This window comes from Providencia sp. PROV267, assembly GCF_028477825.1.
In the GTDB taxonomy this organism is placed as follows: Bacteria; Pseudomonadota; Gammaproteobacteria; order Enterobacterales; family Enterobacteriaceae; genus Providencia; species Providencia stuartii.
Genome location: NZ_JAMPLX010000009.1, coordinates 109,673 through 132,577 on the forward strand (window position 1 = coordinate 109,673; position 22,905 = coordinate 132,577).

22 protein-coding genes and 2 pseudogenes are annotated in these 22,905 nt (G+C 41.6%); 4 read left to right on the forward strand and 20 right to left on the reverse strand.

What is annotated here, in order from left to right; genetic code table 11:
- Nucleotides 1-5: 5 nt before the first annotated feature.
- The 4 genes from PR709_RS07460 to PR709_RS07475 form a co-directional block, all read right to left on the reverse strand.
- Entirely contained in the window at nt 6-875 is an 870-nt protein-coding gene (locus PR709_RS07460) for a helix-turn-helix domain-containing protein (RefSeq protein WP_004927282.1), read from the reverse strand.
- A gap of 93 nt (nt 876-968) precedes the next feature.
- Nucleotides 969-2,189: a cyanate transporter gene (locus tag PR709_RS07465; RefSeq protein WP_004927279.1), complete on the reverse strand. Its 1,221-nt coding sequence runs from the start codon at nt 2,187-2,189 to the stop codon at nt 969-971.
- The gene (locus PR709_RS07470; protein ID WP_004927277.1) at nt 2,189-2,653 is read right to left on the reverse strand and encodes a nucleoside deaminase; all 465 of its coding nucleotides are present in this window, start codon (nt 2,651-2,653) and stop codon (nt 2,189-2,191) included. The genes PR709_RS07465 and PR709_RS07470 overlap by 1 nt, the downstream gene beginning before the upstream one ends.
- Nucleotides 2,653-3,339, reverse strand: a complete 687-nt coding sequence (locus PR709_RS07475; RefSeq protein ID WP_004927275.1) for an ankyrin repeat domain-containing protein — start codon at nt 3,337-3,339, stop codon at nt 2,653-2,655. Before PR709_RS07475 ends, PR709_RS07470 begins: the two co-directional genes overlap by 1 nt.
- 85 nt (nt 3,340-3,424) lie before the next feature.
- Between PR709_RS07475 and PR709_RS07480 the strand changes: the two genes are divergently transcribed.
- The 3 genes from PR709_RS07480 to PR709_RS07490 all read left to right on the forward strand — a co-directional run bounded on the left by PR709_RS07480 (nt 3,425) and on the right by PR709_RS07490 (nt 5,536).
- Entirely contained in the window at nt 3,425-4,276 is an 852-nt protein-coding gene (locus tag PR709_RS07480; RefSeq protein WP_042117405.1) for a LysR family transcriptional regulator, read from the forward strand.
- A 13-nt stretch (nt 4,277-4,289) separates the two neighbouring features.
- Nucleotides 4,290-4,658, forward strand: a complete 369-nt coding sequence (locus PR709_RS07485) for a nuclear transport factor 2 family protein (RefSeq protein WP_223854846.1) — start codon at nt 4,290-4,292, stop codon at nt 4,656-4,658.
- A 170-nt stretch (nt 4,659-4,828) separates the two neighbouring features.
- Nucleotides 4,829-5,536 (forward strand): colicin Z family toxin, encoded by a 708-nt coding sequence (locus PR709_RS07490; RefSeq protein WP_004927264.1) that lies wholly within the window; start codon nt 4,829-4,831, stop codon nt 5,534-5,536.
- A 48-nt stretch (nt 5,537-5,584) separates the two neighbouring features.
- Here PR709_RS07490 and PR709_RS07495 read toward each other — a convergent pair whose 3' ends face one another.
- From PR709_RS07495 to tkt, 5 genes are all read right to left on the reverse strand, one after another.
- A complete protein-coding gene (locus tag PR709_RS07495; protein WP_004927262.1) occupies nt 5,585-5,989 on the reverse strand; it encodes a hypothetical protein in 405 nt (134 codons plus the stop codon).
- Nucleotides 5,990-6,147: 158 nt separating this feature from the next.
- Nucleotides 6,148-7,224 carry a class II fructose-bisphosphate aldolase gene (gene fbaA, locus PR709_RS07500; protein ID WP_004927260.1) on the reverse strand — a complete coding sequence of 359 codons (1,077 nt, stop codon included), beginning with the start codon at nt 7,222-7,224 and terminating at the stop codon, nt 6,148-6,150.
- Between the two features lie 59 nt (nt 7,225-7,283).
- A complete protein-coding gene (pgk, locus tag PR709_RS07505; RefSeq protein WP_004927258.1) occupies nt 7,284-8,447 on the reverse strand; it encodes a phosphoglycerate kinase in 1,164 nt (387 codons plus the stop codon).
- An 85-nt stretch (nt 8,448-8,532) separates the two neighbouring features.
- Nucleotides 8,533-9,552, reverse strand: a complete 1,020-nt coding sequence (epd, locus tag PR709_RS07510; protein ID WP_004927255.1) for an erythrose-4-phosphate dehydrogenase — start codon at nt 9,550-9,552, stop codon at nt 8,533-8,535.
- A gap of 308 nt (nt 9,553-9,860) precedes the next feature.
- The gene (tkt, locus tag PR709_RS07515; protein ID WP_004927251.1) at nt 9,861-11,855 is read right to left on the reverse strand and encodes a transketolase; all 1,995 of its coding nucleotides are present in this window, start codon (nt 11,853-11,855) and stop codon (nt 9,861-9,863) included.
- 550 nt (nt 11,856-12,405) lie between these two features.
- Between tkt and PR709_RS07520 the strand changes: the two are divergent.
- Nucleotides 12,406-12,814: pseudogene (locus tag PR709_RS07520) on the forward strand (DUF6122 family protein).
- A 108-nt stretch (nt 12,815-12,922) separates the two neighbouring features.
- On the opposite strand, the gene PR709_RS07525 reads toward PR709_RS07520, so the two are convergent.
- From PR709_RS07525 to PR709_RS07575, 11 genes and pseudogenes are all read right to left on the reverse strand, one after another.
- The gene (locus PR709_RS07525) at nt 12,923-13,606 is read right to left on the reverse strand and encodes a TenA family transcriptional regulator (protein ID WP_004927246.1); all 684 of its coding nucleotides are present in this window, start codon (nt 13,604-13,606) and stop codon (nt 12,923-12,925) included.
- 363 nt (nt 13,607-13,969) lie between these two features.
- Nucleotides 13,970-14,352, reverse strand: a pseudogene (locus PR709_RS07530) (transposase); the annotation flags it as partial.
- Between the two features lie 283 nt (nt 14,353-14,635).
- A complete protein-coding gene (locus tag PR709_RS07535; RefSeq protein ID WP_004927238.1) occupies nt 14,636-15,670 on the reverse strand; it encodes a hypothetical protein in 1,035 nt (344 codons plus the stop codon).
- A 226-nt stretch (nt 15,671-15,896) separates the two neighbouring features.
- The gene (locus PR709_RS07540; protein ID WP_225829620.1) at nt 15,897-16,421 is read right to left on the reverse strand and encodes a fimbrial protein; all 525 of its coding nucleotides are present in this window, start codon (nt 16,419-16,421) and stop codon (nt 15,897-15,899) included.
- Nucleotides 16,422-16,456: 35 nt separating this feature from the next.
- Nucleotides 16,457-16,981: a fimbrial protein gene (locus PR709_RS07545; protein WP_004927234.1), complete on the reverse strand. Its 525-nt coding sequence runs from the start codon at nt 16,979-16,981 to the stop codon at nt 16,457-16,459.
- Entirely contained in the window at nt 16,981-17,505 is a 525-nt protein-coding gene (locus PR709_RS07550) for a fimbrial protein (RefSeq protein ID WP_223854850.1), read from the reverse strand. The genes PR709_RS07545 and PR709_RS07550 overlap by 1 nt, the downstream gene beginning before the upstream one ends.
- Before the next feature lie 14 nt (nt 17,506-17,519).
- Complete coding sequence (locus tag PR709_RS07555) at nt 17,520-18,209, reverse strand: fimbrial protein (RefSeq protein WP_004927229.1); 690 nt, start codon at nt 18,207-18,209, stop codon at nt 17,520-17,522.
- Nucleotides 18,193-18,942, reverse strand: a complete 750-nt coding sequence (locus PR709_RS07560; protein ID WP_042117401.1) for a fimbria/pilus periplasmic chaperone — start codon at nt 18,940-18,942, stop codon at nt 18,193-18,195. Before PR709_RS07560 ends, PR709_RS07555 begins: the two co-directional genes overlap by 17 nt.
- 78 nt (nt 18,943-19,020) lie before the next feature.
- Entirely contained in the window at nt 19,021-21,555 is a 2,535-nt protein-coding gene (locus PR709_RS07565) for an outer membrane usher protein (protein WP_272570843.1), read from the reverse strand.
- A 67-nt stretch (nt 21,556-21,622) separates the two neighbouring features.
- Nucleotides 21,623-22,147 (reverse strand): fimbrial protein, encoded by a 525-nt coding sequence (locus PR709_RS07570; protein WP_004927221.1) that lies wholly within the window; start codon nt 22,145-22,147, stop codon nt 21,623-21,625.
- A 74-nt stretch (nt 22,148-22,221) separates the two neighbouring features.
- Entirely contained in the window at nt 22,222-22,782 is a 561-nt protein-coding gene (locus tag PR709_RS07575; protein WP_004927218.1) for a fimbrial protein, read from the reverse strand.
- Nucleotides 22,783-22,905 lie beyond the last annotated feature (123 nt).

Consider the following 22,905-nt stretch of genomic DNA (forward strand, 5'->3'; position numbering starts at 1 on the left):
AATAACTAACGTTTTTTGAGTTGATTTGGTGAGATGCCAAAGCGCTTACGAAAAGCGACGGAGAAGTGAGCGGGAGTATAGCCAACCTGATAAGCCACGGTAGAAATATTCGCATCATGGACGCTCAACAGCTGATAAGCCGTTTCCAATCGATACTCTTGCAACCAACCGTAAATACTATTACCAAACAGTTGGCGAAACCCTTGCGTTAACTTACGAGTATTCATACCAACACGCTTCGCTAATTCATCCAAGCTAGGCGGGGATTCTAACTCCTGCATTAAGATAGATTTCGCTATCTGCAAATTATCAATATCACGTTGACGCAATTTAGGCGCTATTTGCGATGGCTCATGTAAAAAGTGATCTAAGCATAACGCTGTAATTTCAGTCACTTTAGCGCATAAGTAGAGCTGATGTAATGATGGATGAGTAGGACAGGCAAATAGCTGCTGTGTCATTGCTAGCACACTTGCAGGAATTGAAAAATGTAATAATTGAGCTTTACTTGGATGATAGCAGCTTTCAGGTAACTTTAATTGATGTTGTTCCAACCATTCAGGTGAAATATCGATCATCGTATATTTCATCGGTTGGCAGGCGCGAAACAGGTTGCATAGCTGGTAATTTTTCTGGCTGCCAGAGAGTATCAATGAGGGTGAATTAACCTCGACATTATGTCCAGAGCTGCTACGACAACCCATTGCGCCTTGATGTATGGCCACTAACTTCAGGCCTGCCTGTTGTTCTTCATTAATCCCCAGATCATGTGGGATCACAAACTCACCGCGACTGATGCGCACAAAAGGCCCAACAGTATAATCTTCGCGGTTAGAATGCGCTTGATTAAGTTTATCTTCAGAACGTTGCTGCATGATTTTTTTCGAAACAAAGGCGATGTGCTGACTATCTTGTCAAATAAATAAGAAAATAACAATCATTATCATTTGCAAATTGTGCAATGCCAATTATTTTAGATTGAATAATCTGGCGTAATGCTTTGGATTAAGACGTAAAAATAACAACAAGGTTATCAAGATCATCAAAATATGCGCTATCCAAACCAAAGCAAAACTTTGGCTTACCTCATGTAACCAAGCAGCAAATAGAGGCCAAAAGGCCGCGATAATAAACCCGCCAGCTTGCATCAAGGAGGTTAATGCCCCCGCACTCACAGGGTGCGGAAGATGATCAAGAGAAGCAATAATACTCAATGCAAAACACCCACCTAACCCAATACCGATTAAACAAACCCACAAAAAAGCGAATAACTGAGGGAAAAACACTAACCCTGTAAACCCGATCATTTGGCTACATAATGTCACAATCAGCCAAAATCGACGGTCAATATTGTGAGAAGCAAGAATGGGAATTAACAAAGCAGAGAGGGCTTGAAACACGCTCAGTAAGGCAACCAGTGAACCACTATCAGCACTGCTCATACCTTGCTCAATAAAAAATGGCGCTAACCATGTGACTACCGTTCCATATCCTGCATTAACAAGGCCAAAACCAACCATGAGTAGCCAAGCCCTCGGCTTCGCTAAAAAGACAAAAACCGATCCTCGCCCATGGTTTTGATGCGTGGCTGATGAATCGATATTAACGACAACGGCGATTAGTGCAAATAAAGCGGGTAATGCCATCCATGCTAAAGCAATTTGCCAATGTCCTGAGGCTGTTGTACATGATTGTGCCATCTCGTTACAAGAAATATTGGCAAGCATCGGGGTCAACTGTGCACCCATCGCCCCACCCGCCATTAACATCGCGGAGTATAGCCCCGTCATCGCGGCCATTTTTTGTGGGAAACGTAATTTAATTAGTCCCGGAAATACCGCTTGAATATACGCAGCTCCCACACCACAAATAAAAGCGGTGATTAAGAGCTGCTCTCCATTAGTCACAAATAGACGCGATAAAGAGCCGATAAGCAACAATAACATCGCAAGGCTAAGCCCAACTCGCTCACCTAGCCTTTGGTTCAAGGCAGGAACAATTAAAGCGCCAACCCCCATTAATAGCATCGGTAACAGCGTCAGTAATGAAATGCTTTGGTAAGTCATCCCCGTAGTTTGGATAATCCCCTCGATCAGTGGACCTGGCCCCGTGATAAAGGGCCGTAAATTGATCCCGACTAATACGATGGTCATAACCAAACCTAATGAAGCGGTTTTATGCCCAGCCATTAATGTTGTTGTTCCCGCCAGAAAGTATAAAGCGCGGATTGAGCCTCATTTTCGGGTTTTAATTGAATAAAAGTCAGCCCATGTTGTTGCTGTGGCTCGACTCTCAGTGATTGGGCGATAGCCTCTGTCGATAAACCAAATGGCTCTGCATCTTGATTTGAATACGCATAAACAATCCGCGAAATCCCCGCCATACGCATCGCAGCTAAACACATTGGGCATGGCTGACCACTCGCATATACCACACAATCTTCTAACCGAGTGCGTTTTAAGGTTTCGCCTGCTTGACGTAGCGCCATTAGCTCTGCGTGAGCCGTTGGATCGTTCAGCTCAAGCATCTGATTAACACCTGTTGCAACCACTGCGCCATCACGCACAATCACGGCGCCAAATGGCCGTCCACCTGCTTTGACATTCTCTTTAGCCAGTGAAATAGCTTGTTGTAAAAATTGTTTATCTTGCATTATTTCGCTCCTGAACGTTCAAGGATGTCAACCAAGTTGCTATATCCTTTCTGCTTTGCCAACGTCAATGGAGAATTGCCTGACGCATCTGCTAAATTAACATCAGCACCGCCTTTGATAAGTTGCGTCACAATCGTGGCATATTTTTCGCTGCCATCACCGAGTATGATAGCTTCTATTAATGCCGTCCAACCAAGTCTATTTACATGGTTAACATTAACACCGGCATCAATTAGGGTTTGCACAGTTTTCACGTGACCGCGTTCAGCAGCGGGGATCAATGCGGTTCCCCCATAGCGGTTAGTACTTGCTAGATCTGCACCATTTTCTAGTGTCATCTCTAAAATTTCTTGTAGCCCTCTGGCCCCCGCATACAGATAAGGTGAATCTTGGATTGCATCACGGGCATTGACGTTAGCCCCCTGCTCGATTAGAAAGCGAGCCACTTCGATTTGATTGGCATGTGTCGCTGCCATTAAAGGAGTACGTAAACGTAAATCACGCTGTTCAATATTTGCACCTTGCTTAAGGGCTTGAGTCACCCCAGAAAGATCCCCTTTTTCAGCAAGAGTCACCAACGACGATGAGTCTACTTGTGCAAATGATTTGGCCATTAATATCAGTGATATACTAAGAATACCTAACATATAAGCTAACCACTTGGTCGTTAAACACCATTTTTTCATTGTGCTCCTCCTTTGTCGTCTATTTAATCTACTGAAAATATATGCTATTTAAAAATTAAATATTTAAATGTCAGGTATCTATAAAATGAATACATTGCTGAATTTTATTCTACTTAAGACCTTTATTACTGTGGCAGAAACCGGTAATTTCACCGTCGCTTCACAACATTTAAACTCAACTCAATCCACGCTAAGCCAGCAAATCCAACGCTTAGAGGCTTTGGTTGGACAGCCTTTATTTATCCGTGGTCATCGTATGCTCACACTGACGGAAACCGGCGAAGTACTTTTCAGTTATGCAAAGAAGATCATCGCGCTCAACGATATGTTTTTTATGAAAATCACGGGAAATGCGGTGATCCAAACGCTGCGCTTAGGTTTTCCGGAGGATTTTGCTTCAGGGCAAGTAACCCCGACTCTCGCCGCTTTTATGCATGAACACCCCAATATTCGTTTAGAGGTCACAAGTGGTCTTAGTCGCCAGTTATATCAACACTACCAGCAAGGAGCGCTTGATTTGATTATCGTTAAGCAGCGCAAGGGGGAATTTAAGAGTGATTATCGCTGGCCGGAGCCGTTATGTTGGCTAACGAGCACCAATAATGAGTATTTAAATGCCGATTCTTTGCCTTTGATTGTTTTCCCTGAAAATGGCTTGTATCGTAACGATATGTTCCGCTTACTGGATATTGAACAGCGCCCTTGGCATATAACTTACACCTGTTCAAGCCTTGCAGGTATTCAAAGCGCCATTGCTGATGGGCTTGGGATCAGCTTACTGCCGTTACGCGCTAAGTTACCACAACATCGGATCCTGACGGAGCAAGAAGGTTTCCCCGCCGCCGAAGAGATGGAAATAGCGATGCATGTCCACGATAGTTCCGACGCGATTAAGGTGTTAGCAGAACGGTTGGCAAGACAGCTTGAACAACTTTGATAAAGAACATGATATGCAGAAACTCTTTGATCACCTAATCACGCTAGAAAAAAAGCTACATCATTATTCAAATAGAGATAATTTAGAATTTCTTGAAAATATTCTGCACCCAGCGTTTTTAGAATTTTGCCGCTCTGGTGTGAGCGCCGATAAAACAGAGACACTTTTAGCCCTCACCCAAGCTAATAATTTATTGGAAATTCACTCCGAAAATTTCCAATGTGCACAGATAGATGCGAATACAGTGCTCATCACCTATTTAAGTTTTCAACTTGATAATGAGATACGTATTAAACAAACACTACGTTCATCGATTTGGAGCAAAAATCATCACAACCAATGGCAGCTCCGTTTCCACCAAGGAACACCAAGCTCGTTATAAATGCTTTTTTGCTGCATCGTAAACGTCATTACGATTACACTTTCCTATGACATATAAACAAATTTCGTTTATTTACTCTATGCAATTTCATGGCTACTATTTTATTTGTTTATTGAAAATAATATCTAATAAATTTAAATAGTTAATGGAATAAATAAAAGGAAATTAAAATGAAAAGACACCCTATTCGGCCTAACTACGACCCCTATAATTGTAATAGTGGTATACCTCATATACCTGATACACACTGGGATCCACATTCAAAAGCATGGGAGTTCAATGATGTACAAGTTAATCATGACTTCATCCCAGCAAGCTTGCCGCCTGAAGTCAAGGATGCATTAAAGAACAATATTTGTCTTGTTTGTGGTGAAAAGAATTGTCCGTACCTTAAAGAGAAAAATTTTCAAGAATTAATTAAAGCGATCAATAGTGGTGATAAGACGGGTGCTTTAAGAATTTACAGTCAAAGATTTGCGCAATTCAGGAATATGAAAAAAAGCATTATTATGGCGAGTTTAGATAGAGCCAGAGTCGCAAGGGAAAGACAAGGTCCATGTGGTTATTCAGGGCCTATACAGTCAACAGGTATTATTGCAATGCCAGGGATATGGAGTGCGTGGAAAGATCTCCTCACAAGTATGCCAAATGAAATTACCAATACTCCCCATTCGTATACAGTTAATTTTAATAATTCATCAAACTTAGAGTCATCATTTGATGTGGAGATTAAATATCCAATATCTAGTGGAATGAAAACGGTTAATACAGTGGGACCAGGAGCTTATCTTATTGAAGCTACTGGTGGTGGAACTGCAAGTATACGCATAAAATCACATTCAGTACCTATCACGGTCAGTATAAGCTTCCCTAAATAATTCATTATTTAACTATATAAAACTAAAAGAAGTACAACGTGATTTCTTTTAGTTTTTAGCATTTCGTCCATAACTTTCTAAAATATTATTTATTACTTTTTTATCCGAAAATGCCTGTCTATATCCATTTTCAGATTGTATTTCCCCTGCGATATACGTTTGAGAAATTTTATTTACACCGAAGTAAAGAGATACCTTTTTACCAATATTTTTACTCAGAAGAGAATTAAATCTTTCCGAACATTTAGGTGTTCTATTGATCTCAATATTCAAAACATAGTCATTTTTTAACTGTGAATGTCCCAATTGAAGTACAGAAACACACTCTTTTTCTAAAATAAACTCATCATTTTCAAATTTATAGACGAGCCTATCGTTGTTACCTGCCACTGAACAACCTATTGATAAGACACCAACAATAGCGATTAAAAAATTCTGGATCCATCGACTCACTCAAATATCTCCTTTATAACAAATAAAAAATAATAACTTCCATCTTAGCTTGTTATACATTTAGTTTCAGTGCTCAAAAATACAAAAATCCCCCTGTAAGATAACCCTACTGAGGGATTGATTTAGCGATTAGCTTGGTTAACCAAGCCTAAGCACAATTATAGAACGTCAACGCAGTTCAGTTCTTTGAACGCTTGCTCTAAACGAACAACCATGGATTCTTGACCTTTACGCAGCCATACGCGTGGGTCATAGTATTTTTTGTTAGGCTTGTCATCACCTTCTGGGTTACCCAACTGACCTTGCAGATAACCTTCGTTCTTTTTGTAGTAGTTCAGGATACCTTCCCAAGTTGCCCACTGAGTATCTGTATCGATGTTCATTTTGATAACACCGTAGCTAACAGCTTCTTTGATTTCAGCAGCGCTTGAACCAGAACCACCGTGGAAAACAAAGTCTAGGCTGTTGTGAGGCAGGTTAAATTTCTCAGAAACATAGTCCTGTGAATTACGTAGAATTTTTGGTGTTAACTGTACGTTACCTGGCTTATAAACACCGTGAACGTTACCGAAAGAAGCAGCGATAGTGAAACGAGGGCTGATTGCGCTCAGTTTCTCATACGCGTAAGCAACGTCTTCTGGTTGAGTGTACAGCGCAGAGCTATCCATACCGGTGTTATCAACTCCGTCTTCTTCACCACCAGTACAACCCAGTTCGATTTCCAGCGTCATATCGATTTTCGCCATACGAGCCAGATACTTAGCACAGATCTCGATATTTTCTTCCAGAGTTTCTTCAGACAAGTCAATCATGTGTGAAGAGAACAGAGGCTTACCGGTTTTCGCATAGTGTTTTTCACCTGCGTCTAGCAAACCATCAATCCATGGCAGCAATTTACGTGCACAGTGGTCAGTATGCAGGATCACAGGAACACCATAATGCTCAGCCATTTGATGGACGTGTTGAGCACCTGAAATGGAACCTAAAATAGCCGCTTGTTGGCCTTCCGCTTTTAAGCCTTTACCTGCGATAAAAGCAGCACCGCCGTTAGAAAACTGTACAATAACTGGAGCACGTACTTTCGCTGCCGCTTCAAGTACGGCATTAATTGAGTCTGTACCGACACAGTTCACCGCTGGCAATGCAAAGTTATTTTCTTTGGCAACTGCGAAAACTTTTTGTACATCATCACCTGTGAGAACACCCGGTTTTACAAAATCAAAAATTTTAGACATTTGAAAAGGTCCTGTGTTAAACAGGCTGCATCGGCAGCCTGTTGTTCATGACAAATTAATTACGCTTTAGCACGTTCTTCCAGCATCACAACCGCTGGCAGCTTTTTACCTTCAACAAACTCAAGGAAAGCACCGCCGCCAGTTGAGATGTATGAAATTTTATCCGCGATACCAAACAGATCGATAGCCGCTAATGTGTCACCACCACCCGCGATAGAGAAAGCTTCACTATCGGCGATAGCACGAGCAACGATTTCTGTTCCTTTACGGAAGTTAGGGAATTCAAAGACACCAACAGGGCCATTCCACAGAATGGTTTTGGCATTTTTCAAAATTTCAGCCAGACGCTCAGCAGACTCATCACCTAAGTCCAAAATCTGCTCGTCATCTTTAATTTTTGAACTGGATTTCAGTGTCGCTTCGGCAGTTTCAGAGAACTCTGTCGCCACACGAACATCGGTCGGAACTGGGATATGGCAGTTTGCCAGTAATTTTTTCGCTTCAGGGATCAGGTCCGCTTCATATAAAGAGCGACCAACGTTGTTGCCTTCTGCCGCGATAAAGGTATTTGCAATACCACCACCAACGATTAATTGATCGGCAATTTTAGATAGAGAATCTAATACCGTTAGTTTTGTTGATACTTTTGAGCCACCTACGATAGCGACCATTGGGCGAGCAGGGTTATCTAATGCTTTACCTAATGCTTCAAGTTCAGCACTTAACAGAGGGCCTGCACATGCAATCGGAGAGAACTTCGCCACGCCATGCGTTGATGCTTGAGCGCGGTGAGCAGTGCCGAAAGCATCCATAACGTAAACATCACATAATGCAGCGTACTGTTTTGATAGCGTTTCGTCGTCTTTTTTCTCGCCTTTGTTAAAGCGTACGTTTTCCAAAACGACAAGTTCACCCTCTGCGATATCCACACCACCAAGGTAGTCTTTTACGAGACGAACAGGATAATCGATTTTGTCGGCTAGATAGTCAACAACAGGCTGCAGTGAAAATTCTTCATTGTACTCGCCTTCAGTCGGACGACCGAGGTGAGATGTGACCATGACTTTAGCACCTTGCTTGAGAGCAGTTTCGATTGTTGGTAATGAAGCACGGATACGTGCGTCAGAAGTAACTTTGCCATCTTTTACAGGAACGTTTAGGTCAGAGCGGATGAAAACGCGTTTACCCGCTAGGTCCAAATCGGTCATCTTAATTACAGACATGGTGAATCCTCTTGTTGATTCTCTATAAAGTTTTCATTAATGGCTGTTTGGGTATCAGTTTACCCTACCGTCTGTCAGCCGTTAATTAGTTGAAACCTGTTGCTGCCATCGCTAATGTTGTATCTAGCATCCGGTTAGCAAACCCCCACTCGTTATCACACCAAACAAGGGTTTTAATTAAATGCTTGCCGCTAACTCGCGTTTGCGTCCCATCAACAATCGCACTGTGTGGATCATGATTGAAATCCATCGAGACTAACGGTAATTCAGTATAGTCTACTATACCACGAAAATGACCATGTGCGGCGCTTCGCAACAGTTCGTTTACTGTAGCCACACTAACATCACTGTGCACGGTAACACTCAAATCGATAGCTGTCACATTGGTTGTCGGCACACGTACTGATATCGCCTCAAAATGGTCTTGGAATTTAGGAAAAATCCGCGTAATTCCTGCTGCCAACTTTGTATCAACAGGAATAATAGATTGGCTAGCTGCTCGCGTTCTTCTTAAATCATGATGATACGCATCGATCACCGGCTGATCATTCATTGATGCGTGGATCGTTGTCACCGTACCCGATTCAATCCCAAAAGCATCATCAAGTAATTTAATAATCGGGATAATGCAATTTGTGGTACAAGATGCGTTTGAAACAATTTTATCTTCAATCGTTAAGTTATCATGATTAACACCATAGACAACTGTCGCATCCAAATCATCCGTACCAGGGTGAGAGAACAGTACTTTCTTCGCGCCTGCTTCAAGGTGTGCTAAGCCATCTGCACGGGAACCAAACACCCCAGAGCAATCAAGTACGACATCAACCCCTAGCTCTTTCCAAGGTAAGGCGCCGATATCAGGCTGATGGAAAAGACGAATGTTATCGTCGCCAACCTGTAACAACGCACCATTAAGACGGACATCCCAAGCAAAGCGCCCATGGCTAGAGTCGTACTTGAGCAAATGAGCAATCCCTTCTGGAGTTGCTAGCTCATTGACCGCGACAACGACTATTTCAGCACGTCGCCCTGACTCGTATAACGCCCTTAGTACACTCCGCCCGATCCGGCCAAAGCCGTTAATCGCCACTTTTATTGGCATCCTACACCTTGAATTTCAACAAAATCACACGGCTGATAAGGATAACTGACTCACACAAACTCTACTGCTGATTTTAACTGTCAAACATCAAAAGTGTGCTTCACTCGACATTTTTGAAATTTTTTATCTCAATCACAGCAAAGACTGAAACGGTTCAGCTAATTAAGAATTAGATTAAGGGATATATTCACAGAACGCAATAGTCAAACCCAATGAAATGCACAAAAAAACAACGCCCCTGCACCAAAATTGATACAGAGGCGTATTTTCACTCGTGATTACTGCCTATCTCTAGGCCGTAACCGCAATTATTTCAGCAATGATTTCGCTGCTTTTACCGCATTTTCAACAGTAATACCGAACTCTTTAAATAGCTCTTCGGCAGGTGCAGACTCACCAAATGAGTGCATACCAACGATAGCACCATTCAAGCCTGTATACTTAAACCAGTAATCTGCAATGCCCGCTTCAATCGCAACACGCTTAGTGACGCTTGAAGGTAGAACAGCTTCACGGTATGCCGCATCTTGCTTATCAAATACTTCAGTTGAAGGCATTGAAACAACACGCACTTTATGACCTTCGCCAGATAGTTGATCCGCAGCTTTCACCGCCAACTCAACTTCTGAACCTGTCGCAATAAAGATAAGCTCAGGCTGACCTTCGCTATCTTTCAGGATATAAGCCCCTTTCTCGATTTCAGCTAATTGTTTCGCTGTACGAGGTTGTTGCTCCAGATTTTGACGGGAGAAAATAAGCGCACTTGGGCCGTCTTTACGTTCAATAGCATATTTCCATGCCACCGCTGATTCAACTTGGTCACATGGACGCCATGTATTCATGTTTGGCGTCACGCGCAGGCTAGCTAATTGCTCAACAGGTTGGTGAGTTGGACCATCTTCCCCCAGACCGATAGAGTCGTGAGTGTAAACAAAGATACTACGCACTTTCATCAGTGCAGCCATACGCACCGCGTTACGCGCATATTCAACGAACATTAGGAATGTTGCACCATAAGGAACAAAACCGCCATGCAGAGCGATACCGTTCATGATTGCTGACATACCAAATTCACGGACACCGTAGTGGATATAGTTACCCGCTTTGTCTTCGTTCAGTGGTTTAGAGCCTGACCACATTGTTAAGTTACTTGGTGCTAGGTCAGCAGAGCCGCCTAAGAACTCAGGTAAGACTTTACCGAAGGCTTCTAATGCATTTTGTGATGCTTTACGGCTTGCGATATTCGCAGGGTTCGCTTGCAGATGTTCAATAAATTTTTTCGCTTCTGCATCGAAATTCGCCGGTAGCTCACCCGCCATACGACGTTTAAATTCTTCAGCTAATTCAGGGAATGCTTTTGCATAAGCGGCAAATTTTTCATTCCAAGCATGTTGTTTTTCTTTACCTGCATCACGCGCATCCCAAGCTTTATAGATTTCTTGTGGGATCTCGAATGGGCCATATTGCCAATCCAGAGCTTTACGAGTCGCCGCAATTTCAGCATCACCTAATGGTGCACCATGGACTGATTCAGTGCCTGCTTTATTGGGTGAACCAAAGCCGATCACGGTTTTGCACATAATCAGTGTTGGCTTGTCTGTTTCGCGCTGTGCTTCAGTAATAGCAGCATGAATTTGGTCAGCATCATGACCGTCGATATCACGAATAACATGCCAGCCGTAAGATTCAAAACGCCCTGCCGTATCGTCTGTAAACCAACCTTGTACATGACCATCGATAGAGATACCGTTATCATCGTAAAACGCGATCAGTTTGTTTAACTTCAGCGTACCAGCCAAAGAACAGGCTTCGTGGGAAATCCCTTCCATCATACAACCATCGCCCATAAACACATAGGTGTGGTGGTCGACGATGTCATGGCCTGGACGGTTAAATTGAGCAGCTAATGTACGCTCTGCAATAGCAAAACCAACTGCGTTTGCGATACCTTGCCCTAATGGACCGGTTGTGGTTTCAACACCTGGAGTATAACCATATTCAGGGTGGCCAGGGGTCTTAGAGTGGAGCTGGCGGAAGTTTTTTAACTCATCCATAGATAAGTCATAACCCGTCAGATGCAGCAAGCTATAGATCAACATTGAACCATGGCCATTTGACAGCACAAAGCGGTCACGGTTAGCCCAGTGTGGATCTGCTGGGTTATGATTCATATAGTCACGCCACAGCACTTCAGCAATATCAGCCATGCCCATAGGCGCACCAGGGTGCCCTGATTTTGCTTTTTGAACCGCATCCATACTTAGAAAGCGGATAGCATTAGCAAGGGTTTTACGAGTCGTCATTAGTATACTCCAGGTCGGATAAAAACGTACTTAAACCAATTTTCACAACGCAATATGGAATTGTTGCACTTTTTCACAGACAAGCTATGAAACTAACGCAATTTGCTCCACACAGCAATTATTCGCTACATTCGTGCCCGCGAATCGTCAATAAATTAAACTATTTCAGAGCTGAATCCTTTCCATTGCGCAAAATATCACTTAAAGATGATTTTTTTGCGCAAATCATTACCCTTATTAAACCTGAGTTTACCATCAGGGATCAAGGTGATTTGTCATTCTTATGCATTTAGGGATAACAATAGTGATTATTAGCAAATTTTGCTATGAAAAATTGGTGGATTAGATAAGAGATAAGCATGGCTCTACACATCGAAACAAAAAATCCCTATTCGTTATACGACTTGGTTATAATCTCGATACAACAGGAGCACGCTAGCCGCCAAAAAATGAGTATATTTAGCTCAAAAGTGCTGAATAATCCAATGCAGATAGGAATGAAGAAGAGATATCTGCTAATAAATAAAAATAATGCATTAGAGGTTTAATTGTGGCATTTGAAATTTTTCGCAATAATATTGTGCACTACGGCTTTCATTTTTTAGTGACAATCTTATTTGGCTATCTATTTTGGCGAAACTAGCTGAAAATTAGCAGCATTATTGATGATAACAACCATGACAGTCGATTTAGATCATTTACTGGCCTATCCGATTTTTGAGCCTAATCAATAGAGTATTAGTTTCCATTCGTTACACACTGGTTGGGCGGCGGCTATCGCATATGTGATGATATTTTTACTACCATCATGGAAATTAAAAGCAATTGCGGTGGGGTATTTATTCCATCTTTTTACCGACTCACTGGATTGTTATATGGGAAATTTAAAACAAAATACCACCTATATCGTTCTCATTGAGAAATATCATATGCACAGCCCCCACTATATTAGTGGTTAGCCATATATAAACCAAAATCGGCTATTTATGATAATAAATATCAATAGTCATAAATAGCCAAATTCTACATTTTATTTATATCACTAAAAACAATAAATATCCTTGGAGCTACTTGCCCATGCTCCGATAAAAACCAACATATGCATTAGCAAATAATTGGCAGCCAAATTTGATACCTTCTTTAATCATAAATTGATATTTTGGTTCATCCCAATATTGATTGACTACTTTCAAAAAATCTTCTGAGTGCTCAATATCCAGTTCTCGATGTAAACCATAATGGGTGATCTTATCTTCTGGCAGCCAACCCTCTTTAGTTATAGCTTCAAATATCATGCACGATACATCAACAAACGTTCTCTCAATACCTGCATACATAGAAGCAGCAAAACGAAAATCACAAAAAGCAGAAACTCCACGTAATGCTTCATTAAAGATCCGAGCATTCGGAGGGGGGTTCTGTAAGTCAATACTGGATATATCACCGCCTAAACGTTCGATCAAAGTTAAGATTGTATTTCCATGTACATTTTCCTTGATACCTTGACCATGTTCTTCCCAAAGATTACCCACCAAGGCAATTCGTGAAATGGGGTCGGATATATTGGCAATAATTTGTGCCATTGGCCTACTGAAAAAATAAACCATCGATGCAAATTCTAATTGGCTATTTAAAAATTGTTCATGGGTCATTTCACCAGAAGTCAGAGATTTAAAGTAGGGATTTTCAGGTAGATTTAAATCAAGTATAGATGATTCCAATTGATTTTTTAATTCTATATTCAATGACATACATCAACCTCCAAGTTTATTTTCAGGGAAGAATACGTTTTTTATCAAGCAAGATAAAAGTAAATTAATCATTTCCTTTAAAATAACCATGGCATATTTCAGTTACATTGACTTATATTTAATTATATTAATCATTAATAATTTATTACCCTATTAATTTACCAATAAAAATAACATCATGAAATATACAAATTTAAATAATTCTAATTATTAACAAAGTAAAATAACCATTCTAATTACCAATATATAAATTATATTTTCATCACTTTGTTTTAATTAAAAGTACATGATGATATTTTGTCGCTTTTATGGAAGCTAAAAATAATTACGATGGGGGTATTTTTACCAATTCACTGGATTGTGATATGGAAAGAGTTTAATACTAAACACGCCACATAATATTTGAATACGATAGCTTTGGCTCAATTTTTTAATTATCGCAAGTTGTTCAGGGAGTCTGACATCACCAGAAAAGTAGCCTTCTTTAAGAGCTCGTCATACTTTTCGAGGTGAGCAATTTTCTTTTTTAGTGCACGAATTTCAACTTGTTCTGGTGTCATTGCCGATGCTTTTGGCGAAATACCTTTACGCTCATTTTTGAGTTGCCGACCCCATTATCCAATGGTTGATTTACCCGCGCCCATGGCATTGGCAGCTTCGGCCGCGGAACAATTTTAATCAATGACAAATTGAGCCGCTTCAAGTTTAAATTCAGCACTTAAAAATCGTTTTATACGTTTTGCAATAAATGTCACCTGTTTTTTATGAGGTAATATATCACCTCTGACTTGGTAACCAAATTAACTATACTACTCCAAATTTTCATAAATCCAGTAAATTTCTGAAAAATGGGAACATATTCACTTTCTGTAGCTATTACTGATAAGATTAGTCTAATATGCACTCATTTTTCTGAATAAAAATACCGTTGATAGCACCTGCACATCCAAAATTAGAGCAAATGGCATCACTCAATTTGTAAATAGCAATGAAATTGATGTCGCTTTATTATTTATTGTAAGATGCATTTCAATTAATTGTACCTATTACTACAACACTTGTTTGATATTCCCCTGCTGTAACACTCCCTGTAGACGATTTTAGCTGTCCATCAATTGTGAATGTCACTTCCCCTATCCCCGTATTAACGATCGATGACCCGCCTAATTTCCCATTTATACCAATAGAAGCATTAAAAGGGCCCAGTTTAACTGAATCTCCACCAACCACAGTAAAGGTAATAGATGCATCCTTTGTACAAGATACTGAGCCTATAGATTGAGCCATGTTTCCAGCCCAGTCATTCATGCCTACAGTTCCAAAGTTCAGATCAGGTAAATTCACATTACATACAGCTGGGATGTCAGGAATTAACCCAGAAGGAATATCAGTGCCACGTACAGTATTATAAAATAAAGACCGGCAAGTAGAACTGTTGACTGTATTTGATGTGCAAGCGATTACATCTGCCAAAGCAGTCATAGACCCATTACGAGGTAAAACCCGAGTATGATTATAACTTCCATTTGAGCAAGACTGATTGGCACATATACCAGATATACCCCGCCAAATATAAAATTTGTTGATGCTTGGTAATGGAATATTAACTGTCGGTAAATCGGATAAAATAGCTTGATTACATGGTTTATCAACCTTTATATACAGATTGGGATCATAAAATACATCACCAAACACATCCCAACGCAGATGCCCGTAACTGTAATCATACCAGCCGTCAGACTCAGAAAAGTATAGAGTTCCATACAAATAACATGATGATCCTCCTGATACGTTAGAAAGTGTATTGTATTTAGCATCAATAGTCACTGCTCCACCGGAGTAGCCATAACTTTCAGCGGACATAACTCCAGTATCATACCCAACAGAATTGGTTATAGGACGCCGATCAATATTATCTTGGATTTTATATACTGTTCCAAATATTGAAAAAGACCCTTCACCATATCCTATTGCTCTTTGCGGAGTATTGTTCTGATTGAAGTAAGATGCCCCAATAGAAGTTAATGGAAAAGTGAATAGCAAAAGAGCTAACTGAATGCGCATTTATGGATTCCTTGTGTCGCTTGATAATGAATACTCATCAACGAAATCTATTTTGAAATTGAATACCAAGAAATTTGCCACCGCTTAAACTGTTATTGTGAGATAAATACTAAGCAATAGATGGCAAATAAATCACTACTAAACCTTAGCGAGCATTGACGTATATAGTCTTGCACTAGCCTGATAGAAAACACCCCGTCTCTACCCCGTAAAATGGAGCATCGCTTCACTGATATATCAACATATACGTCAGCGTCGCCGTAAAAAAACCCGGCTGAATGCTCTCTACCGTTGCGTCTTCCACTGCCTGTATATATGACCGTAACCGTATCGTCATATCCCCTTTTTTTATCGGCATTAAAGGCTCTACCTGAGTGTTATTAATGGGTAACGCTACACCACTCGGGGTTTCAAGACCTATCGCAATCCCACTAGCCTGACTTCCAGCATCCACATTCAGTAATCCATTGTCGGTCGTCGAAACACCGCTAAATTTCACTGCAATACTATTTCCCAAAGAAGTATCACAATCCGTCAAATGAAATTGGATGTCTTCCTTGCTATAACGACGTTGTCCATTCAGCAAATCCTTTGAATTAATATTGCCCCCAAAGTCAACTCCGAAGTTCTCATAATTCGGGTCAACCGTGCACGGCAACGCAATCAACGTTCCACTGTACTGAATATCATTACTGTTCGCCGCCTGAGCCACTGACGGTAGAAAACTGCAACACCACAGTATTGCACTCATCGACATCCAGAAAGTTCTCTTGTGATTGAATATCCTCATGGGTAATTCATCTCCACACTGGCCGTCGCGGTAAAATTCCCTTCATATAACATTGCAGACGGGTCAGTATCCTTCACTGGCACCGCATACAAGGGTAAAGTTGCAACGCCATTATCCGACATCGTTATCGGTGTCCCTGTGTTAGGTGGTATGACGACCCCTTGATGGTATAATCGAACCCCCAACCCGGTCTGACTAGCTTGCAAGGCTTTATTATCAAAACTCTCCGCGCCCATCCCGCGATACTCAAGATATAACGCCACGGCATTCCCAAGCCCTGTTCCGCAACTCAGCGTCAAGGTAAAGTCTTGGCGATAGTTTTCGCCATTAATCTTGGTGATCCCCACCTCGCCAAACGGCACGCGGATCGGCTGGTCAACCCCGTCCGGCCCCGCCACATCACACGGCGGGTTTTGGATTAAGTTGGCGGTAAAGTTCACATCTACCGCATACGTCGTCAGCGGCATCAAGCCGCTTAGCCATAATGCCATTGCAGATATCTTAGCTTGTCGGTTCATCATTATTGATACTCCACACTCAACGTCGCGGATGCAGTCATCTGACCGTCATTAATCCCCCCAGTCCCACTGCCAATCGGTATCACACTAAGGGTTGGCTGAGTGCTATAATTAAAATGACGCCAGACGCCTAAATTCAGATTACTGTTACCCGCCATAAGGCGTAATCCTAAGTTCTGGTCCGAGGTGGACAACACATTCGCCGCTTGGCCACTCATGCGGGGGCCATCAAATTTCAGTTTTAAGGCTGGATTACTTGCTGCATCGTCGCAACTTAGAGTATACGGAATGTCAGTTTTTCCGTAGCTAACCCCATCGATATTTTTTATGATCAGGTCGCCCATCGCCACATTGATGGGCTGTCCAATCCCGTCAGGCCCGTAGATATCACAGGTCTTCTCAACTACCGTGACCTTCACGGTTAAGGTATAGGTTTCTGCAAGGGTCGCCGCTGAACACAGCATCAAACTGCTCATCAACAGACTGGTTGCCAGCACTTTCGGCAGTCGACATCGTCTCATTGTCATAATGATGACCACTCCTACTCGTACAACATTTCAAATGCAATCAGCGCCGAATACGCCCCCGGCACAAGCTGCCCCGTTCTCACCGGCGTCACGTAATAGGTCAACTGACTTTGCCCTGAAGGCAATAACTGTGGCTCACTTTCTAACCCCAAAGGTAGCAGTGAACCATTTGGTGTTGTGATAGCCAGCCCCAATCCTTTTACCCCATTGACACGAGCGATATCCGGCATTGATGGCACACTATCTGCTAAAAAACGAATTTTGACTGCTGGTTGACTGGAGCTCCATGCTGTCATTCCCGTTTGTACATTATCTAAACGAGTCTCTGTTTCTAAACAGTCCTCTAACTCAATCTGAAACGGTACGGGTGCTCCTCTACCATTATGCTGCAAGGTACTGGTATCCAAATTCCCCATCTCGACTGATTGGTAACTAGATGTCATCGCTAGCCGACATGGACTTTCCGTTAATGAACCAGACACGTACAACACACCATGCTGTCCATCGACATTCCAGTTATCTACTGGCCGATAGAGATTGCCATTATTATCCGCCGCCATGCCTGATAAACTGACGGTGCTGCTAAACATCGCTAGAAGTAAGCCGTATCGGAAAACGTTTTTTCTTTGTAAGTCTGTCATGCGCACTCCTTCAATATGGGCACCGTCAGTCGGGTGCTTACTCGAATTATTCGCTTTTACCATTTGGAACAACCTGACAGCTCGACACCTGACAGCGGAAGGTCAAATTAGGGCGTCCACCATAATCATTGATGTAAGTCAGTACGGGATTATTTCCTAATTGATTAGCGCTGATGCCTAAATCATCCTGTCCAAACGGTGGCACCATGACTGGTGTAAAATCTTTACCATCCGATGCTTTGCCATTAGTCGTCGCATTAATAATCGTGACGTAATACGGTGTGGGATTTTTCACGATATAACGTTCACCTTGTTTATCTAAGGTTAATTTGTCTTGCCATGGCGCACCGTTTTTTTCAGGTATTATCGCTTTAGGTCGATAAAACAGCTTCACTCGTGTTTGCAGAGCAATTTGTAATGTGTTTGGTTTATCGCTTTTTGGCGGTATTTCTCGTAAATTAAAATAAAATAAAGACTCACGATCTTGAGGTAACGAATTAATAGCAGGTAATGCTTCAATTTTTACTTGGCTTGATTTACCTGGCTCTATACGCTGTACGGGCGGTAATACAACCAATGGCGATTGGATCTTCTGCCCTTCCGCATTTTCAATCCACCCTTGCGCTAAATATGGTAACTGTTTGTTGTTATTTGAAATATTGAGTGAGATTGACTTTTGTCCACCATCAAAAATAACCCGAGTCCTATCCATCGATACCGCGGAATAAGCTGTGCTGCTAAATAATGCCAAACCAATTAACCCCATGGTTGTACGATAAGAAATCGTTAATTGCATAGTTATTTACCTTTTATTTCTGTGTTCTCTCTTGAGCCATGCTTTTCGTGAATTAGGCTATTCTTGTGCTGAATAAAACTATCTTTTCGCTATCACTGTTGATGCTGGTAACGTTGTCGGAATACACGGCAATAGTAATGCTTCCTGTAAAGAACCTAACTGAATAGGAAAGGTGATCTGACAAGCCTTATCTTCTCCCCAAGTCACAGTCATCACACTCTGAGGGTTAATACCACTGATATAAGCACTTCCAGAATCACCCACAATTCCTGTATTTTGCGCTTTACTGTTTTGTATTTGAGCGCCGAATGGCGGGTGGCTACCATCAGGCAATCGCAGTACAGTCATCGCTTTTTGTCCTGATACCACAGCAAAATGACGATAACCTACAGCGCCTTCTGTGAGCGTAGCTTGTACTACCGACTGCTGTGCTTCTACATTGTCTGGTAATGCATTTAAATCAATTTGAGCCTTACTACGGTAGTAACTACTCACATCACCAACAATGGCTTTACCAAACATATTCGAGGTGATCGGTGCACCTATCCCTTTGATCGGTACATCCGAAACACCATCGGTATCGACTAACATTCGCGTTCCTCCTAATGTATTAACACGATGAAGTCCGCCTCCCTCTGGGGTAAAAGTCATTCCACCGCTCATTGATAGACCAAATGCACTATATTGGTTATGCATATAACTCACATTAGCCGTTAAACGTGCGATATCAGCTTGATGGGTGATAAATGCACTTCCCGTTCCTCCTTTTTTGCTACTCCCGGCACTCAACTGGTATGTCGTTCGATCATTGATTCGGTCGTAATAGGTCGCCCGATTTGTCGTATCGTAGCGACTACTATTCAGCGAATACCCTACGTTGGCGCCGTTACTTAAGGGGAATGAGGTCGATAGATATATACTGTCATCCTTGACACCGTTATAAACACTGCGGTTTGCCGATAAGTTAACACTGATATTTTTGAGTGAACCAATATCCATATATTTCGACAGCATAATGCTGTAATAATCATTATCCGGCTGATCCCAATAAGTTTGGTGGTTATAGTTGAGGTATAACGACATTCCTAACTCGCCGAAATTTTTATTCAGCGATATCGTATATAACTCTTTACTCCCTCCATAACGCTCACCGGTTTTCAGTGCATTTAAGAAATCAGACATCGACATAAAGTCACGCTCGGAAAAGCGATAACCTGCAAATTGAATAGTGCTATCAATCGCCTCAAAACGTTTAGAGTAATTAATACGGTAAGAACCTCCGCTTAAATTCCCCATATTTGGTAATCGAGCAAAAGATTGAGTAACATCGAAAGATAAAGCTCCAAATGCCAATAAATCACGCCCAATACCCAGCGATACGGCATTGTAATTTTTACTATTCAGGCTACCGCCAAATAGTGACCAGCCGTTGTTGACTCCCCACGAAAATTCACCCGTGACAAAAGAATCCCCTTCACTGTGACGCTGATAATTAGTTGGCTGGCCTAATGCTAATTTGTATTGCATTTGCCCCGGACGCGTTAAATAAGGCAAGCTAGCTGTATCTATTTGAAAGTCTTGAGTTGTACCATCTTGTTCTTTAACTGTGATATCGAGTTTGCCACTAACAGCATCACTCAAATCCTGAATACGAAACGGCCCTGGAGCGACTTGTGTTTCGTACAACACTCGCCCTTGCTGGCTAACTATTACCGTCGCATTTGTTTTTGCGATACCTGTCACTTCTGGTGCATAACCACGCAAATTTGGCGGGAGCATATTCAATTCAGAACGCACACTGGCGCCAATAAAACGAAATGAATCAAAGATATTAGAAACGAGGTAATCCTCCCCTAATACCAATTTAGCAGCGAGTGACGGCAATGCGCGATAGGCATAAAACCGATTCCAGTCAAAGTCTTTATTAACCGAATCACCAGAACCAGTAGCATGATTTAAACGACCTTGCCAATCAACGCGAAAGCGCCAAGCCCCTAAGTTCACCCCTACAATACCATTTCCATTTAACGCATAACTATCGTGACCACCGTTATATGAATTATTGGCATTACCATTAATGTTATAGTCCAGCATCAACGCAGCAATTCCCTCATCCCAACGCGATGGTGGATCCCAGTTAGGCGCAGTGAATTCGAGATAAGCTTGTGGGATACTCACGTATAATGACGAGGTAGCTAAATCACCATGGATTTGCATCCCTGGTAAACTACTTGCTGTCAGACACTGTCCGTCATGCCACCATGCCAACTCTTTTTTTGCCGATGAAGTCAATCCAAATTGATCCGCTACCTCTGGCGATATACAAGCTGTGCTACCTTGTGGATCATCTTCAGGGGGATAAAAAGGCACTGACACTTCTGAAAACTGCTCGCCATTTACCTTTAATGTTAAAGAATAGGTCCCCGGCATGATGTAACCCGCACGAGAGAACTGCTCTAGATCAATGTTATTTTTATCTTCCAGATCCAGCACATCTGTATTGAATTCAATTGTCTCAGTTGCCCACAATGGCGTTGATAGACCATAGAATGAAAAAACAATGGCTAGGCCTAAGCAACTAAGGCGAAAAAATACAGGTCGTGAAGAAGACATAAATAACATCCCTAAAAATCAGGTTCAGGAAAAACGTAAGCTAAAAAGAAAAAATGACTTTTTATTATTAGTAATAATCCAGCTTAAAACGCAGTGCGCTTTGATATTGCCCCGGACGTAAAGGCTCTTTATCGGCAACTAGCCTTAACCCATAATTCAGTACAGTATTTCCCGGTGCGATAGTTTGTTTCTCTGTGGACTTCCCTGGATAAATAGGCTTCCCATCTGCATCTTGTAATAACAGAGCAACGCCACGCGCATCTCCCGACACCGTAAACCAATTACCAGAAGCAGGACCGTCAAAAGTCACCGTAAAAGCTTGCCAAGGAGAACCGGTATATGGCACTAAAGTGCAACCAATTAGCGTAATAGAGAAAGGGTGAACAGGACCTTGTCCTTGTTGGCGTATTGTTCCAACGGGTAATATTCCCATGTCGACAACCTGTTCATAAGAACCGGTATCAATAGCACATGCAGAATCGACAATACTGCCATTCATGTTGACACTTCCCCATAGTGTGGAAGCTTGTGCTTGTACACTCGGTAAAGTGGCAAATTGACTAACAAGTAACATGACTAAAATAGCTTTCATAACCGAGTTCCCCCTCTTTTATATTTCCCCTAATCACGAAGTGACTTAGGGGAATACTTCATTGACAATAACGATTAGTTATAGGCCAATGTAAAGTTGGTCACAGCTTGGAAACTACCCGGAACAACAGTCGCATCTGACATACCTTGTAGCGCAGCTTGAAAACTCAAAATGTTATTACCTGAGGTATAAGCACGCTCAACGGTTGAATCATTGATATTGATTTTTGCACCTGATTTATTCATCAATACAATACCTGCACCAGACGCATCACCTGTAATTTGAATTAATCCAGTATTGCTACCATTGTTTACCCACTCTGTACCTTCAAATTTCACTTCAACCATATTGTTATATTTTTGGGTAACGCCATCTTTATCTTTATATTCTGCGTTCAACGTGCAACCTTCGAGATGGATCTCAAAAGGCTGAGCTGCGGACATACCACCTTTCTGTAGGGTAACATTAGAAACCTGACCTAAATCAATGGTTTGGCTTTCATCTCCTGGAGCGATTGAGCATGGTGCTTCAATAATAGACCCTGTGAAAGTTACTGTGCCTTTTCCTGCATCCACAGCAAAAGCGGATGCGCTCATTGCACCAGAAATTAAGGTTGCTAAAATAATTTTTTTCATGATTGCCTCTGCAATATAAATATATTGTATTTGAAAAAAGGAATGTATTGACAATCCTTCAGACGTGCGTATTCCTAATTATTTAGAGATAAATAATTTAAAAACCTTTAAATAAAAAGAAAT